The 15,421-nt window shown below is 74.0% G+C and carries 13 protein-coding genes; 7 read left to right on the top strand and 6 right to left on the bottom strand.

Features of this window, described 5'->3' with window-relative positions; translation table 11 throughout:
* Positions 1 to 265 precede the first annotated feature (265 nt).
* Positions 266 to 1,813, top strand: a complete 1,548-nt coding sequence (locus tag B1H50_RS02725) for an aspartate kinase (RefSeq protein ID WP_080462245.1) — start codon at positions 266 to 268, stop codon at positions 1,811 to 1,813.
* The gene (locus B1H50_RS02720) at positions 1,810 to 2,889 is read left to right on the top strand and encodes an aspartate-semialdehyde dehydrogenase (RefSeq protein ID WP_080462244.1); all 1,080 of its coding nucleotides are present in this window, start codon (positions 1,810 to 1,812) and stop codon (positions 2,887 to 2,889) included. Before B1H50_RS02725 ends, B1H50_RS02720 begins: the two co-directional genes overlap by 4 nt.
* A 149-nt stretch (positions 2,890 to 3,038) precedes the next feature.
* On the opposite strand, the gene hemL is transcribed toward B1H50_RS02720, so the two are convergent.
* From hemL to B1H50_RS02690, 6 genes are all read right to left on the bottom strand, one after another.
* Positions 3,039 to 4,490 (bottom strand): glutamate-1-semialdehyde 2,1-aminomutase, encoded by a 1,452-nt coding sequence (hemL, locus tag B1H50_RS02715; protein WP_080462243.1) that lies wholly within the window; start codon positions 4,488 to 4,490, stop codon positions 3,039 to 3,041.
* A 141-nt stretch (positions 4,491 to 4,631) separates the two neighbouring features.
* Positions 4,632 to 5,702, bottom strand: a complete 1,071-nt coding sequence (gene hemB / locus B1H50_RS02710) for a porphobilinogen synthase (RefSeq protein ID WP_080462242.1) — start codon at positions 5,700 to 5,702, stop codon at positions 4,632 to 4,634.
* Positions 5,699 to 6,631, bottom strand: coding sequence for a uroporphyrinogen-III synthase (locus tag B1H50_RS02705; RefSeq protein WP_080462241.1), 933 nt, complete (start codon positions 6,629 to 6,631; stop codon positions 5,699 to 5,701). Before B1H50_RS02705 ends, hemB begins: the two co-directional genes overlap by 4 nt.
* Positions 6,628 to 7,650 (bottom strand): hydroxymethylbilane synthase, encoded by a 1,023-nt coding sequence (gene hemC, locus B1H50_RS02700; RefSeq protein WP_080462240.1) that lies wholly within the window; start codon positions 7,648 to 7,650, stop codon positions 6,628 to 6,630. Before hemC ends, B1H50_RS02705 begins: the two co-directional genes overlap by 4 nt.
* The gene (locus B1H50_RS02695) at positions 7,650 to 9,278 is read right to left on the bottom strand and encodes a protoporphyrinogen/coproporphyrinogen oxidase (protein WP_080462239.1); all 1,629 of its coding nucleotides are present in this window, start codon (positions 9,276 to 9,278) and stop codon (positions 7,650 to 7,652) included. Before B1H50_RS02695 ends, hemC begins: the two co-directional genes overlap by 1 nt.
* Positions 9,275 to 10,579: a uroporphyrinogen decarboxylase gene (locus B1H50_RS02690; protein ID WP_373284808.1), complete on the bottom strand. Its 1,305-nt coding sequence runs from the start codon at positions 10,577 to 10,579 to the stop codon at positions 9,275 to 9,277. Before B1H50_RS02690 ends, B1H50_RS02695 begins: the two co-directional genes overlap by 4 nt.
* A 259-nt stretch (positions 10,580 to 10,838) precedes the next feature.
* Here B1H50_RS02690 and B1H50_RS10055 point away from each other — a divergent pair, with 259 nt between their 5' ends.
* The 5 genes from B1H50_RS10055 to B1H50_RS02665 all read left to right on the top strand — a co-directional run bounded on the left by B1H50_RS10055 (position 10,839) and on the right by B1H50_RS02665 (position 15,365).
* Positions 10,839 to 12,257 carry a glutamyl-tRNA reductase gene (locus tag B1H50_RS10055; protein ID WP_080462237.1) on the top strand — a complete coding sequence of 473 codons (1,419 nt, stop codon included), beginning with the start codon at positions 10,839 to 10,841 and terminating at the stop codon, positions 12,255 to 12,257.
* Positions 12,254 to 13,561: a ferrochelatase gene (locus B1H50_RS02680; protein ID WP_080462236.1), complete on the top strand. Its 1,308-nt coding sequence runs from the start codon at positions 12,254 to 12,256 to the stop codon at positions 13,559 to 13,561. Before B1H50_RS10055 ends, B1H50_RS02680 begins: the two co-directional genes overlap by 4 nt.
* Positions 13,558 to 14,340 (top strand): hydrogen peroxide-dependent heme synthase, encoded by a 783-nt coding sequence (gene hemQ / locus B1H50_RS02675; RefSeq protein ID WP_080462235.1) that lies wholly within the window; start codon positions 13,558 to 13,560, stop codon positions 14,338 to 14,340. Before B1H50_RS02680 ends, hemQ begins: the two co-directional genes overlap by 4 nt.
* 74 nt (positions 14,341 to 14,414) lie before the next feature.
* A complete protein-coding gene (gene trxA, locus B1H50_RS02670) occupies positions 14,415 to 14,819 on the top strand; it encodes a thioredoxin (RefSeq protein ID WP_080462234.1) in 405 nt (134 codons plus the stop codon).
* Between the two features lie 54 nt (positions 14,820 to 14,873).
* A complete protein-coding gene (locus B1H50_RS02665) occupies positions 14,874 to 15,365 on the top strand; it encodes a Dps family protein (RefSeq protein ID WP_080462233.1) in 492 nt (163 codons plus the stop codon).
* The last annotated feature ends 56 nt before the right edge of the window (positions 15,366 to 15,421 follow it).

Here is a 15,421-nt window from a genome sequence, read left to right as displayed (position 1 = left end):
CCGTCTGCCACTGCCATCCGCTCCCGCGTCCCCCGAGCGGGCGGGAGCGGAGGCGGGGGAGTGCCGGTGCGCCGTGGAGGGCCCGAGCGCAGGGCGCTCCTGCTCGCCTCTCGCGCGGGTTCCACCATGGGGACGTAACCGGCCGGTCATCGGCCTGGCCGTATGCTGGGCTCACGCTGCGTCGTCGTGGGCCGAGCCGAAGGGCCCCGCGGGCCCTGGCCGCGCCCCAGCCCCAGCGGCGCAGCCCCGAGGTGAGGAGAATCCGATGGCCCTGGTCGTCCAGAAGTACGGCGGATCATCCGTCGCCGACATCGAGGCGATTCGACGTGTCGCCAAGCGCGTCGTCGCCACCCGCGAGGCCGGCAACACGGTGGTGGTCGTCGTCTCCGCCATGGGCGACACCACTGATGAGCTCCTCGACCAGGCCGCGGCCCTGACCGCCACGCCCCCGGCGCGCGAGATGGACATCCTGCTGTCCGCCGGCGAGCGCATCTCCATGGCGCTGCTGGCCATGGCCATCGACGAGCTCGGCGTGCCCGCGCGCGCCTACACCGGCGCCCAGGCCGGCGTGCTCACCGACTCCAAGTACGGGCGGGCATCCATCGTCGGAGTCCTCCCCGAGCGCGTCGCTCGCGCCATCCAGGCCGGCGCTATCGCCATCGTGGCCGGTTTCCAGGGCATCAACGAGGTCGAGGACGTCACCACGCTGGGCCGCGGCGGCTCGGACACCACCGCCGTCGCGCTGGCCGCCGCCCTCAACGCCGACGTCTGCGAGATCTACACCGATGTCGACGGCCTGTTCACCGCCGACCCCCGGATCGTCCCCACAGCCCGGCGCGTCGGGTCGCTCTCCAGCGAGGAGACTCTCGAGCTCGCCGCCCACGGCGCCAAGATCCTCCACCTGCGCGCCGTCGAGTACGCCCGCCGCTTCGGGGTGCCCCTCCACGTGCGCTCCTCCTTCTCGGACAGGACCGGCACCTGGATCTACGACGGCACCCGCCCCGGCGCCTTCGTGCCGCCCGCCGCCGCCGAGCGCCTCAACGAGGTCGTCGCCGCAGATACTGAGTCCGCCGATGCGGCCGGCACCGATCGCCCGGCCGGTGCCGCAGAGCGTCAGCCCCGCCCCGCGTTCAGCGCGGCCGAGGCCCCGGTCCTCGACGGCCTGTCCGGCCGCGTCGTCGCCCCCGAGGGCGCCGGGGCTCCCTCATCGGCCAGCGTCGATGCCGCCCACCGCCACGCCATCACCACCCGGGCCGCGGCCCGGCCCCGCCCGTCCGCCAAGGAGGACCACGTGGAAGCCCCCGTCATCTCAGGGATCGCGCACGACCGCAGCCAGGACAAGATCACCCTGGTCGGCGTGCCCGACGTCCCCGGCGCCGCCGCGCGAATCTTCGCGATCGTGGCCGGAACCGACGCCAATATCGACATGATCGTCCAGGACGTCTCCGCCGAGGGCACGGGCCTGACGAACATCTCCTTCACCTGCCCCGACGGCGACTCCGCCGCGGCCCGTGAGGCCCTGGAGACCGCCAAGGATGAGCTCGGCTTCCGGTCCCTGCACTTCAACCCGGATATCGGCAAGCTCTCACTGGTCGGCGCCGGCATGCGATCCAACTCCGGCGTCTCCGCCCGCCTGTTCAACGCCCTGGCCGAGACGGGGGTCAACATCCACATGATCTCCACCTCCGAGATCCGTATCTCCGTGGTGGTGGATGACGCCGTCCTGGACGACGCCGTCCGAGCAGTTCACACCGCCTTCGGCCTCGACGCCGATGCCGCGGAGGCAGTCGTCTACGGAGGGACCGGCCGATGAGCGCCCCAGTCAACGAGTACATCGGATCAGGTGACGGGGTCGTCGTCGCCGTCGTGGGGGCCACCGGCCAGGTGGGACGCGTCATGTGCGCCATGCTGGAGGAGCGCGACTTCCCGGCCCGCGCCGTCCGCTTCTTCTCCTCGGCCCGCAGCGCGGGGACCATCGTGGAGTTCCACGGCAAGGGGGTCGAGGTCGAGGACGTCGCCACCGCGGATCTGGCGGGGATCGACGTCGCCATCTTCTCCGCCGGCGGGGCCGCCAGCCGCGAGCACGCCCCCCGCTTCGCCGCGGCGGGCGCCGTCGTCGTCGACAACTCCTCCGCCTGGAGGAAGGACCCCGAAGTGCCGCTCGTGGTCTCCGAGGTCAACCCGCGCGCGCTGGCAACCCGGCCCAAGGGCATCATCGCCAACCCCAACTGCACCACCATGGCCGCCATGCCGGCCCTCAAGGCGCTTCACGAGGAGGCCGGGCTCAAGCGGCTCATCGTGTCCACCTACCAGGCCGTCTCCGGTTCCGGGCGCGCGGGCGTCGCCGAGCTGGCGGGCCAGGTGCGCGCCGTCGCCGACCAGGACCTGGAGGGCCTGGCCCTTGACGGGCGGGCCGTGGACTTCCCCGAGCCGGGCGTGTACGTGGACACCATCGCCTTCAACGCCGTGGCATGGGCCGGTGGCGACGCGGGCGACGGCTCCGGCGAGACCGACGAGGAGCAGAAGCTGCGCAACGAGTCCCGCAAGATCCTGGAGATCCCGGACCTGCTGGTCTCGGGTACCTGCGTGCGCGTCCCCGTGTTCTCAGGGCACGGGTTGAGCGTCAACGCGGAGTTCGAGCGGGAGATCAGCGTGGAGAGGGCCCGTGAGCTGCTCGAGGCCGCGTCCGGTGTTACTTACGAGGACGTCCCCAGCCCTCTCAAGGGAGCGGGTCGTGATGGGACTTTCGTCGGCCGCCTGCGCGCCGACCAGGCCTTCGAGCCCGGCCATGGCCTCCAGTTCTTCGTCGTGGGGGACAACCTGCGCAAGGGCGCCGCCCTCAACGCCGTCGAGCTCGCTGAGCTGGTCGCTGCGGAGCTGCGAGCCTGAATCACCCGCGGAAGTGGCGGGGTTTGAGGATTGCTCGGGCCCCTGAGGGTCCGCGCTCTCGACGCTCGGGTCGCAATAAACTTCTGACCTGCGATAACAGATGGCCTAGTGGCTGCGTCGGAAAAAGCAATCCTCAAACCCCGCCATTCTCATCGACCGCGGTCAAGGCGAGCGCCCGCGCCGGCCATCGCCGCTGCCCGCGCCGCCGTGGGGGCGGCGGCCGCAATGGCCTCGATCTCCGGCGCGCCGTGCGCCGCAGAGACGAACCAGGCCTCGAAGACGCTCGGCGGCAGCGCCACTCCGGCGTTGAGGAAGGTGTGGAAGAACGGTGGGAACCAGTGCGTCTCCTGGGCCTGCGCCTGTCCGAAGTCCCGCACTCCGCGCTCGGCGGCATCCGCGCCCAGCATGATCGAGAACAGCGAGCCGGAGCGCTGGACCCGGTGCGCCACGCCCTCAGCGGTCAGTGCCTCGGAGACCACCGCCTGGATCCGCGCGGAGGCGGAGGCCACGGAGGCGTAGACGGCGTCGTCGGCCAGCCGCAGGGTCGCGATCCCGGCCGCCGTCGCCAGCGGGTTCCCCGAGAGGGTTCCGGCCTGGTAGACGGGCCCGATCGGGGCCAGCAGGTCCATGACATCCGCGCGCCCGCCGACGGCGGCCAGCGGCATCCCCCCGCCGATCACCTTCCCGAAGGTCAGCAGGTCCGGCACCCAGGCGGCCCGCTCGCGCCAGTCGGCCCCGGGCCACGACGGGGCCACCCCCGCGCCGCCATCCGGGAGATCGGTGGACCAGCCGTCGATGGCCTCCAGGCCCCAGAAGCCGGCGGGCCCCACCCGGAAGCCGGTGAGGACCTCATCGGCGATCATGAGCGCGCCATTGGCGGCGGTCAGGCGGCGGATCTCTTCGTTGAACCCGGGTTCGGGCGGGACGATCCCCATATTCGCCGGGGCCGGCTCCACGATGACCGCGGCGATCTCGCTCCCGCGCTCGGCGAAGCACTCCTGGAGGGCGGTGATGTCGTTGTACGGCAGGACGATCGTCAGCGCCGTGATGCCCGCCGGCACGCCCGCGCTGCCCGGCAGCCCGCCCGTGGCCACGCCCGAGCCCGCTGCCGCCAGGAGGCCGTCGCTGTGCCCGTGGTAGCAGCCTGCGAACTTGACGACGACGTCTCGGCCCGTGGCGCCGCGCGCCAGGCGGATCGCCGTCATCGTCGCCTCGGTGCCGGTGGACACGAAGCGCATGCGCTCGGCCGCCGGGACGCGGTCCCGCACGAGCTCGGCCAGGATGGTCTCGGACTCGGTGGGCGCGCCGAAGGACAGCCCGCGCGCGGCGGCCTCCTGTACGGCGGCCACCACCTCCGGGTGCGCGTGGCCCAGGAGCGCCGGCCCCCAGGAGCCCACGAGATCCACGAGGTCGCGGCCCTCGGCGTCGCGCACGCGGGCCCCGCCGGCCGAGGCGATGAAGCGCGGCGCGCCCCCCACGGAGCCGAAGGCGCGCACGGGGGAGTCCACGCCGCCTGGGATGATGGCGCGGGCGGCCTCGAACAGGGCCGTGCTCGTCGGGCCGGCTGCGGTGCTGGTGCTGTTGGCCGTGGTATCGGGCATGCGGGCCTCCTGGCGTGCGGGTTCCGGGGATGAGCCTAATCGCTCGGCCCCGCGCTTGGGAGCGGGGGAGAGCACGGGGCGCGGAGAGCAACTGGGCCGGGGTCAACGGTGCTCAACCCGTGGGCCCGCCGGGTCCTGGCCTCACAGTCCCTCGGCGATCTCGCGGGCCCAGTAGGTCAGCACCGTGTCCGCGCCGGCCCGCATGATCCCCAGCACCGACTCGGCGATGACGCGCTCGCGGTCGATCCAGCCGTGCTGCGCCGCCGCCTCCACCATCGCGAACTCGCCGCTGACCTGGTAGGCCGCCACCGGCACCGGGCTCGCCGCCGCCACGTCGGCCAGCACATCGAGGTAGGGGCCCGCGGGCTTGACCATGACGATGTCCGCCCCCTCGGCGATGTCGAGCATCGCCTCGCGCAGGCCCTCACGGCGGTTGGCCGGGTCCTGCTGGTAGGTGCGCCGGTCACCCGTCAGCGTGGAGCCCACCGCCTCCCGGAACGGCCCGAAGTACGCCGAGGCGTACTTCGCCGAGTAGGCGAGGATCGCGACGTCGTCGTGCCCGGTGGCGTCCAGGGCCGCCCGGATCGCCGCGACCTGCCCGTCCATCATCCCCGACGGGGAGACCATATGCGCCCCGGCCTCCGCCTGCGCCACGGCCATCGCCTGGTAGCAGGCCAACGTGGAGTCGTTGTCCACCTCGCCGGCGCGCGGATCGCCCTCGGGGCGCAGCAGGCCGCAGTGCCCGTGGCTCGTGAACTCGTCGAGGCAGGTGTCCGCGCACACGACGAGCGCGTCGCCCACCTCCTCGCGCACCGCCGCCACGCCCCGGTTGAGGATGCCCTCGGCCGCCCAGGCGCCGGACCCGGTCTCATCGCGGCGCTCGGGCACTCCGAACAGGTCGATCGCCCCGATACCCGCGGCCGCGCAGGCCGCCGCCTCGCGCCGCAGCGAGTCGAGCGTGTGCTGGACAAGGCCGGGCATCGCCTCGATGGGGCGCGGCTCATCAATGCCCTCGCGCACGAACAGCGGTTGGATGAGGCGGGCCGGGTCGATGCGCGTCTGCGCCACGAGCGCGCGCATCGCCGCCGTTGCGCGCAGCCGCCTGGGCCGGATGATGGGCCGCTCCGGCGCGGGCACTGCCCTGCTGGTCAGGACGCTGGCGGCCGGTGAGGTCGCGGGATCGAGCGGGTTCGGCAGGACTGGCTGGGTCATGAGGGCTCCTCCGGAGTCGGTGCGTGGTGCGGGCGGGTGGAGCGCGGGCCCGTGATGTTTGAGACGGCGGCGCTGACGGCACTCAGGACGCCGTGCGGCGTGGGGGAGTCGGCGACGGCGTCCGGCCCGAGCCCGAGCCGGGCCGCCTCGGCCGCTGTCGAGGGCCCGAGGGCGACAACGGCGGTGCGGCGCCCCATGCTCGCGGGCCGCGCGGGTGGTGGGCCCAGGAGCTCGTGCAGTGCCCGGGCGCCCGAGCCCGCGAGCAGGACGACGACGTCGAAGCCGCCCGATGCCGGGTCCGCGGGGGAGCCCCAGGCCCGGGTGAGACCGGGCGGCAGGGAGTCGGCCGGGGCCGTCCGCGTCGAGTAGGCGGGTACGGCCTCCACCAGCCATCCCGCCTCTCCAAGGCCGTCGGCCAGCGCGGGGTCGGCGATCGCCGAGGCCGGGAGCAGCAGGCGCCCGCGCCCCTCCGGGCGCTCCGCGCTGCTCGCGTCCTGCGTGCTCTCCCCGTGTGCGCCGGAGCTCTCCGGCCCTCCGGCCAGGAGGGGTTCTCGCAGGAGGCCCGCCGCGCCGCCGTCGGCGACGATATCCGCCCGCCGGCCGATCGATTCCTCCAATGCCCTGGCCGTGCCCGGGCCGACCGCGGCGAAGCGCGTCGAGGCGGGAGCGCCCGCCAGGCTCATCGCCGCCGGCGCCCGCGCGCTCGTGACCACCACCCAGGCGTAGGCGCCGGAGGCCAGACGCTCCTGCGCCCGCGCCATCGCCTCGCAGTCCCCCGGGACGGTCTCGGTCAGCGCCACCGCGACGACCTCCGCCCCCGCCTCCTCCAGCGCTGTCGCGATGCGGTCGCCCGCCGCCCGCCGGGTCAGGAGCACCCGCGCCCCGGCCAGCGGGCCGGCCTGCCCGGCAGCGCGCAGGGCGTGCCTCACTGCCCCGCCTCAGGCCGGTGCGGTTTCGTCGCGCGAAGATCGGCGACATCCCCCGCACCGTATCCCAGCAGGTCGGAGGCGATGCGATGGCCCAGGGCCTCGGCGCCATCCAGGTCGGTGATCCGCAGGCGCGAACGCACCGCCTCCGTTCCCTTGACCGAGATGACCGCGGCGTCGAGGAGCAGGCCCCTCTCGTCCACCTGGGCGAGCACGCCCACCGGTGCCGCGCAGCCCGCCTCCAGGCCCTCCATGACGGCCCGCTCGGCGACCACCTCGGCCCGCGTCACAGCATGATCGAGAGTGGCCAGCAAGGACGTGAGGAGTGGGTCGGCGTCGATGCGCGCCTCCACGGCGAGGGCGCCCTGGGCGGCCGCGGGCAGCATGACGTCCTCGTCGAAGGCCTCGGTGACGTGAGCCGTCAGGCCCAGCCGTATCAGTCCCGCCATCGCCAGGACCACGCCGTCCAGGTCCGGCCGGCGCACCCCGAGCGGCCCATCGGGCCACACCCCGGCCCCGAGGACCCGTGACAGGCGCGTCGGCACATTCCCCCGGATATCGACGATCCGGAGATCCGGGCGGCGCAGGAGGAGCTGGGCCGCCCGGCGCGGGGAGCCCGTCCCCACCCGCGCCCCGCGCGGCAGGTCGTCGAGGTCCCAGCCGTTGCGGGCGCACAGGGCGTCGAACGGGTCGTCCCTCTGGGGCACCGCCCAGATGCGCAATCCGTCCACGGGCGCTGTCGGCAGGTCTTTGAAGGAGTGGACGGCCAGGTCGCACCGGCCATCGAGCACCGCCATGCGCAGCGCGGCGGCGAAGGCCCCCGTCCCGCCCAGGCTCGCCAGGGATGAGGGATCGACATCGCCCTGGGTGCGCACTGGCACGAGTTCGACCCTCACCCGCTCCCCGGCGGCTGCCGCGGCCCTTTCCAGAGCGCGGGCGATCGTCCCTGACTGGGCTGTGGCCAGGGCTGATGTGCGAGTGCCCAAGCGGATCGTTCTCGATGAGGGCATAGCGGATGTCATCAATCCTCCTCTGTTCCTCCGGGCTCAGCGTTCCGAGCGCCGGGCGGCCCGACCATCTCCGCCGCGCGCTCGCGGGCATGGGCGACGACGGCCGCGATCCCCGTGCCCGCCACCCAGGCTCCCGTGACGCTCAGGCACGGGAGGCTCGCGACGGCCTCCTCCAGGCGCGCGGTGCGCTGCCGGTAGTCGGGCATCGCAGGTGGAAGTGTCCCATCCCATCGGACGAGGCGGTGGTCCAACACGTCATCGAGATCGATTCGTACGCCGGTCAGGGCCGCGATGTCGTCGAGAGCGTCGGCCAGCGCGGGCTCGGGCCGCGGCCCGCCCGGCCGCCCGTAGGACAGCCGTAGCGCGGCCGTGCCCTCGCCGTGCTGATCGCGCAGACCCTCGGCGATCCACGGCCATTTCGCGTCCAGGTGGGACAGGGCCTTCGCCGCCACGGGGCAGGGGGCTGAGGATGGGGGCGCCGGCGCGACGAGCAGGCCCGAGCCCACCGGTGCCTCGGCGAGTCCCGGCGCGCGGGCGACGATCGTCAATCGCGCGATCGGCGCGCCGGAGGGGATGGCGATGTCGAGGGTGTCCGGGGCGAGCCCCGGGGCCCCGGTGAGGAGCCGCAGTGCGGCGTGCGCCGAGCAGGCCAGGACGACGCGGCGCGCCCGGACCTCGCGGGGCGCTCCCACGGCGATGGGTTCGTCCGACGGTGTCGCCCCCCGCCCCGTCGGGGTCAGCGCCACGCGCCAAGGGCCATGCCCGCCGGGGCCGTCCTCCGGGCGCATCCCCCGTGCGCCCCAGCGGGTGAGCACCGTCCCGCCCGCGAACTCGATCGCCGCGCGCAGGGCGGCGGTGAACCGGTGCATCCCGCCGACGACGCAGACCTCGCCGCGCTGTCCCGCCGGGCGGGAGCGCCGCTTCTCCAGCCGCGCGCGGATCGCCGCCTGGAGCGAGCCGAGGCGGATGACATCGGCGCGCAGGCCCGGCACGACGACGTCGGCGTCGAGCACGGCGGGATCGTTCGCGTGGATGCCGGCGACGATGGGGCGCACCAGCCGATCGAGGACGGCCTCGCCCATGCGGGCGCGCACGAGTGAGGCGAGGTCGCGCGGGTCGCTGGGGGAGGTGCCGATGCCGGCGGCGAGCTCGCCGTCGCGGGCGGCGCGGCGGGCCCCCGCCTCGCCGAGGAGCGCGACGGCGTCGTCGGACAGCGGGTCGGCGGGGATGCCGAGGATCGCCTCGCGCGGGAAGGGATGGAGGGCCCAGCCGCCCGAGGAGGGCACCCCGGCGCCGGTGACCGCCGGGCCCGCCCCTGCCATGGGCGGCAGGAAGAGACTCGGGCGCCCGCGATGGGCGGTGGTCTCCAGGCCGAGGGCGTCGAGCATGGTGGTCACGGCCCCGCCCCGCAGGACGACGCTCTCGGCGCCCAGGTCCATCGGCACTCCGCCGATCTCACCGCCCGCGATGAGACCGCCGGTGTACCCGCGGGCCTCCACGAGTAGTGGGCGCAGCCCCGCGCGGGCGAGCTCCCAGGCCGCGGTCAGCCCCGCGACGCCCCCGCCGACGACGAGCGCGTCCGCCTCCGGCGGCGGTGAGGGCGGAGATGGGTGCGCTCCGCCCGCCCCTGCCGCGCTCACGCGCGATCACTCCCGGTGCCGGGCACCGGGGCCCCGGGCGCGCCGACCCAGCCGTTCCAGCCCGCGAGGGCAGTGCCCTCCCATTCCTCGTCGCCGTGCGCCCGCGCCACGATACGGGTGAGCGCGTCCGGGTCGGTGGCCGGGGGGACGCCGTGACCGAGGTTGAGCACATGTCCCGGCGCGGCGCGCCCCGCCTCCAGGCAGGCGTCGACCGCGGGGCCGAGCGCCGTCCAGGGCGCGGCGAGCAGCGCCGGGTCGAGGTTGCCCTGCACCGGGCACGCCCCCTCGCCTCCGAGCTCACTGATCGCCCAGGCCAGATCCGTGCGGTCGTCCACGCCCACGGCGTCGGCCCCTGCGGCGCGCATGTCCGCCAGGATGCGGGCGGTGCCCGTGCCGAAGTGGATGAGCGGCACGCGCCCGCCCGCGGTGGGGGAAATGGCCCGACCCGCGATCTCCAGCGCGCGCGCCGAGTGGGGGGCGACGCGCTCGCGGTAGTCCTCCGGGCTGAGGGCCCCGGCCCAGGAGTCGAAGAGTTGGGCGGCGCTGGCCCCGGCACGGATCTGCAGGGCGATGAACTCGCCCGTGATCTGCGCGCACCAGTCCAGCAGCGCGTCCCAGGATGCGGGGTCGGAGCGCATGAGTGTGCGCGCGGCCAGGTGGTCGCGGCTCGGTCGCCCCTCCACGAGGTAGGCGGCCAGGGTGAAGGGCGCTCCGCCGAAGCCGATGAGCGGTGTCCATCCCCAGGTGCCGCGCGAGTGGGCGAGGCCCGCCAGTGCCCGCTCCGGCATTCCGCCCGTGACGCCCGGCCTTCCCGGGGCCCCGAGCTCGGCGACGACGGCGCGCACGGTCTCCTCGATCGCCGCCAGCCCGCTGGGGCCGGTGGGAGTCTCTCCCAGGGCGCGGGCGGTGAGCTCGGCGACGTCGGCGGGCGTGCGGATCGGGTGGTCGACGACGGGGCCCACCTCGGGCTCGATCCGCACCGCGACCCCCGCCAGGGCGAGGGGGACCATGATGTCGGAGAAGAGGATTGCGGCGTCGACGCCGTGACGCCGCACGGGCTGGAGGGTCGCCTCGGCCGCGGTGGCGGGGTCGAGGCAGGCCCCCAGCATCCCCGTCATGCCCGCGCCCCGTGCACCGTGCTCGCGCAGCGTCCGGTACTCGGGCAGGGAACGGCCGGCCTGGCGCATGAACCACACGGGAGGACGGCTGGGGCGCGTGCCGCCCAGTGCCGCGAGGAGCGGGGGGAGGGTGTCGGCGTCATCGCGGACAGTTGAATTAAAACAAGCGAATGTTGTGGAAATGAGGGCCTCCCATGGGATGCGATGCGGTGCGCTGATGGTGGATCGCCCGGCTGGGGGCCGCCTCGCCATGGTCCATGACGTTGGTCGCGCCTCCTTCCGGGAAGGGCGGGTTGCTGGCGTTATATTGCGGGAAATGAGAGATGACGCGATGTCATCACTGGTTCCTGACGTGCCGACATGACGATTTCCGCTCGCTATTGAGCCGATCATCCGGATTCGTTATGGGCGCGTGCGGGACCGGTGCTTCAATTCAAGCACTGTGACGATCCATCTCCTCTCAGCCGACCACCTCTCCCAGGGCCTCGACGTCGTCGCCCGTCTGGGGGGCAACTCTCGGCGCCTCGGCCCCGATATCCTCGCCGCCGTCCCGGGCCTGCGGGGCGTGCTCGTTCTGGCCACCTGCAACCGTCTCGCGGTCCTTCTCGATGAGCCGGACGGCGCCGTCCCCCCTCCCGACGGACCGGGGGAGTCCTCGCTCGCCGTGCGTGAGACGAGCGCCCTGCTGGAGCGCCGCGCGGGCATGCCCGGGGGCTCCGCCGGGCTCAGCGCCGTCCGCGGCGTCGACGCCTACCGCGAGCTCATCGCCACGGCGGCGGGCCTGCGCTCGATGATCATCGGCGAGCGCGAGATCGCCGGGCAGTTGCGCCGATCCCTCGTCCGGGCCACGGAGGAGGGCACCATCTCGGCCGATCTGTGCCGACTCGTCGAGCGGGCCTCGGCGGCTTCCCGCCGCGTTGCCCGGGAGACGGCCCTGGCCGGGGCGGGCCGCAGCCTCGTCGCCGTCGGCCTCGGCCTGGCGGCCCAGCACATGCCGGTCCTGGAGGGGGCGCGCGTCGTCGTCGTCGGGACCGGAGCTTACGCGGGCGCCACCGTTGCCGCGCTGCGCGACAGGGGCGTGCGCGACATCGCCGTCCACTCCCACTCCTCCCGCCGGGCCGCCCCGCCGGATCAAGCGGCCCGGCGCGCCCGGGAGCCGCAGCCGGTCAGCGCCGCCGGGCCCGACCGCGCCACCGCCTTCGCCCGCAAGCGGGGCCTGGCCGTCGTCGGCCCCCACGAGCTCCCCGACCGCCTCGCGAGCGCCGACCTCGTCATCACCTGCCGCGGCCTGGGCGGCCCCGTCATCACCCGCGGGCTCATCGACGACGCCCTGGCCCGCCGTGCCTCGCGAGAGCCAGACCCGCAGGACCCGCGCGCCTCCCGCCGACCCCTCGTCATCCTCGACCTCGCGCTCAGCCGCGACGTCGACCCCGGCGTCGCCGACGCCCCCGGTGCGCTCCTCATCGACCTGCCCCGCATCCGTCAGGCCGTGCCCGCCGCCCAGACCGCCCAGGTGGAGGCCGCTGAGGCGATCGTCGCCGAGGAGGCGGCCGCCCTCGACCGGCTCATGGGCGGGCGCCGCATGGATCCCGTCATCCGAGCGCTGCGAGGGCGCGCCGAGCAGATGGTGGTGCGCGAGGCGGCCCGCCTGCGCCCCGACGACGGGCGGGTGGGCCTCGACGACGCCGTGCGCGCCCTCGAGCGCTTGGCCGCCGCCCTCATGCATGCTCCCAGCCAGGCCGCCCGCACTGCGGGGGAGGCCGGTCTCGCCGAGGACTACCTCGCCGCCCTCCCCATGGTCCTGGGGGCCATCGGCGGCCCCGACGCGCCCGCGCCGACCCCCGCTCAGGAGGCGCGATGAGTGATCCCCTCGCCCCCTACGATGCCGTCCTCCTGCTGTCCTACGGCGGCCCCCAGGGACCCGACGACGTCCTGCCCTTCATGCGCAACGCCACCGCCGGCCGGGGCGTGCCCGATTCGCGCCTTGCGGAGGTCTCGGTCCACTACCGGCGCTTCGGGGGCGTCTCTCCGATCAACGCCCGCAACGCCGAGCTCCTGGGGGCCCTGCGCGCCGAGCTCGCCGCGCGCGGCTCGCGCCTGCCAGTGGCCATCGGCAACCGCAACTGGCACCCGTTCGTCTCCGAGGCCCTGCGCGGGCTCGCTGACGCCGGGGCGCGCCGCGTCCTCGCCATGACCACCGCCGCCTACGGCTCCTACTCCGGGTGCCGCCAGTACCGCGAGGACCTGGCCGGCGCGCTCGACCTCCTCGCCGTCGGCTCCGACGGGGCGACGGGCCGGGGCCCCGAGGCCGACGCCGCCGCGCGCGTGGGGGGCGCCGGGGGCGGGCCGGTCGAGATGGTGGTCGATAAGACCCGGCCCTTCTACAACACCCCTGGCATGCTCCGGGCCAGCGCCGATGCCATCGTCGCCGCCTATGACGAGCTCGCAGCCCAAGGGGTCCCCGCTGAGGCCGTCCACCTCATCCTCGTCACCCACTCGATCCCGGTCCCCATGGAGCGCGGCTCCGCGCCAGGGGGCGGCCTCGGCGCTGAGAGTGGAGCATTCGATCCCCGGTGCCCGCCTTCAGTACCCGGCTCGCCTCCCGTCCGCGAGCCGGGCGTCGCGGCGGACCTGTCCACGGAGATCAGCTACGTCGAGCAGCACCTGGGGCTGGCGCGCGTCCTGCTGCCGGTCCTCGCCCAGCGCCTGGGCCTGGACTCGCCGCCCGATCTCGACCTGGCGTACTGCTCGCGCTCCGGCCCGCCGCAGGCCCGCTGGCTCGAGCCCGACATCAACGATCGCATCGCGGCCCTGGCCGCGGCGCCCGAGCCCCCCGGTGGCATCGTCGTCGCGCCCATCGGCTTCATCGCCGACCACATGGAGGTCGTCTTCGACCTGGACATCGAGGCCCGCGAGACCGCCGAGGCGCTGGCCATGCCCTACGCGCGGGCCGCCACCGCGGGCACGCACCCGGCCCTGGTCACCTCGCTGGCCGACCTGCTGGCCGAGAGGGCCGCCGTCGCCCGGGGCGAGAGCGTCGTCCCGACCAGCACGACGGGCGCCGGCCCCTTCCACACCGTCTGCCCCGACTCCTGCTGCCGCCCCAGCGGCGGCGATCACGCCCGCGACCATCGCATCACCCGCCACTCCGAGGAGGACTCATGACCACCGCGCCCGACAATGCCGCCCCCGGCATCCACCGCTTCGAGGATGAGGAGCGCCGCCCCCACCGCGATCCGCGCGACGCCGTCGACGTGGACTTCGACGCCATCAACGACCGTAACCACTATGCCCTGTGGGCCGTCCTGCGCCTCGCCTCGCCCCTGCCCGCCGACGACGCCGAGCGCGCCCGCATCGTGGCCGAGTCGGCGGGATTCATCGAGGCCGCGGGCGTGACCACCCGGGGCTGGTACGACGTCGCCGGATTCCGCTCCGACGCCGACCTGCTCATCTGGTGGCTCGACGACGACCCCGTCAGGCTCCAGGACGCCTATCACCGGCTGCGCGCCTCGGCTCTCGGCCGCCACCTGGAACCGGTCTGGTCCTGCATGGGCCTGCACACCCCCGCCGAGTTCAACCGCCGCCACGTCCCCGCCTGCTTCGCGGGCACGGCCCCGCGCGACTGGTGCATGGTCTACCCCTTCGTGCGCTCCTACGACTGGTACCTCCTTCCCGACGAGGAGCGCAGCCGCATCATGGCGGCCCATGGTCGCAACGGCTTCTCCAAGTACCCCGACGTCAAGGGCTCGACGCTCGCCGCCTTCGGCATGAGCGACTACGAGTGGATCCTCAGCTTCGAGGCCGATACCCTCGACCGTCTCGAGGGGGTCATCCACCACCAGCGCTACACGGAGGCCCGCCTTCACGTGCGCGTCGACACCCCCTTCTACACCGGTCGGCGCCTCGACCCCCAGGCCTGGGCCGACCTCCAGCCCCGGGGCTGAGCACGATCCCCCGGAATATACGCTGGGGGTATCTGTTGTCCTGATCGGCTGTCGTCGATCTGAAAGGCAAACCCATGGCTCTGACCACTATCACCGGCAAGGAGTTCAACTCGACCGTGCGGGGCGAGGGCATCACCCTCGTCGACTTCTGGGCCTCCTGGTGCGGTCCCTGCATGCGCTTCGCCCCGGTCTTCGAGAAGGCCGCCGAGGCGAACCCGGACATCGCCTTCGTCAAGGTCAACACCGAGGAGGAGCCCGAGCTCGCCGGCGCCCTGGGCATCTCCTCCATCCCGACCCTCATGGCCTTCCGCGACGACGTCCTCGTCTACCGCGAGGCCGGCGCTCTGCCTGCCAAGGCGCTCGAGGCGCTCATCGCGCAGGTCCGCGATCTCGACATGGATGCCCTCAAGGCCGAGATCGCCAAGGAGCGGACGGAGGGGCGGGCCGGGCAGGACGCCGCCGGCAGCGAGCGGGCCTGAGCCCAGTCTCATACGAATTACTTTTTGGATCCGATCGAGAGTAAGGTAGAGCCCATGAGCACTAAGACCGTCACCTCCGCCCCCGTCCGCATGTCCTTCACCGCCTCCGAGACCCTGAGTGATCACCTCCAGGCCTCTCTGGTGGACGTCACCGCCCTCAGCCTGGTGGCCAAGCAGATCCACTGGAACGTCGTCGGCCCCAACTTCCGCGACCTCCACCTCAACCTCGACGAGGTGGTCGACATTGCTCGCTCCGGGTCGGACGCGCTGGCCGAGCGCATGCGCGCTATCAATGTTGTTCCCGACGGCCGCCCCGGGGTGATCGCCGCCAAGACGACGGTCCCCGAGGCCCCCGTCTCCCAGGTGATCACCAACGAGGCCGTGGACTACATCGTCTCGGCCATTGACGCCGTCGTGAAGACCCTGCGCGCTGTCCACGCCGAGGTCGATGCCGAGGACCCGATCTCCAGCGGCATCCTGGAGGACTACACCCAGCAGCTCGAGCAGCAGGGCTGGTTCCTCTCCGCCCAGAACTACACCGCCTGATCCTGCCCGTGTGCGGCCGCGGGGCCGGATGGGGACCGACCCGTCCGGCCCCGCGC

This window comes from Actinomyces gaoshouyii (assembly GCF_002072175.1).
GTDB classification, from domain to species: domain Bacteria; phylum Actinomycetota; class Actinomycetes; order Actinomycetales; family Actinomycetaceae; genus Actinomyces; species Actinomyces gaoshouyii.
The sequence above is the reverse complement of the archived record's forward strand: the minus strand, read 5'-3'. Positions and strand labels throughout refer to the sequence as shown.

Excerpts from the sequence above, each read along its gene's own strand:
- B1H50_RS02725 (WP_080462245.1), top strand. The coding sequence starts at position 266 with ATGGCCCTGGTCGTCCAGAAGTACGGCGGATCATCCGTCGCCGACATC.
- B1H50_RS02720 (WP_080462244.1), top strand. The coding sequence starts at position 1,810 with ATGAGCGCCCCAGTCAACGAGTACATCGGATCAGGTGACGGGGTCGTC.
- hemL (WP_080462243.1), bottom strand. The coding sequence starts at position 4,490 with ATGCCCGATACCACGGCCAACAGCACCAGCACCGCAGCCGGCCCGACG.
- hemB (WP_080462242.1), bottom strand. The coding sequence starts at position 5,702 with ATGACCCAGCCAGTCCTGCCGAACCCGCTCGATCCCGCGACCTCACCG.
- hemC (WP_080462240.1), bottom strand. The coding sequence starts at position 7,650 with ATGACATCCGCTATGCCCTCATCGAGAACGATCCGCTTGGGCACTCGC.
- B1H50_RS02680 (WP_080462236.1), top strand. The coding sequence starts at position 12,254 with ATGAGTGATCCCCTCGCCCCCTACGATGCCGTCCTCCTGCTGTCCTAC.
- hemQ (WP_080462235.1), top strand. The coding sequence starts at position 13,558 with ATGACCACCGCGCCCGACAATGCCGCCCCCGGCATCCACCGCTTCGAG.
- trxA (WP_080462234.1), top strand. The coding sequence starts at position 14,415 with ATGGCTCTGACCACTATCACCGGCAAGGAGTTCAACTCGACCGTGCGG.
- B1H50_RS02665 (WP_080462233.1), top strand. The coding sequence starts at position 14,874 with ATGAGCACTAAGACCGTCACCTCCGCCCCCGTCCGCATGTCCTTCACC.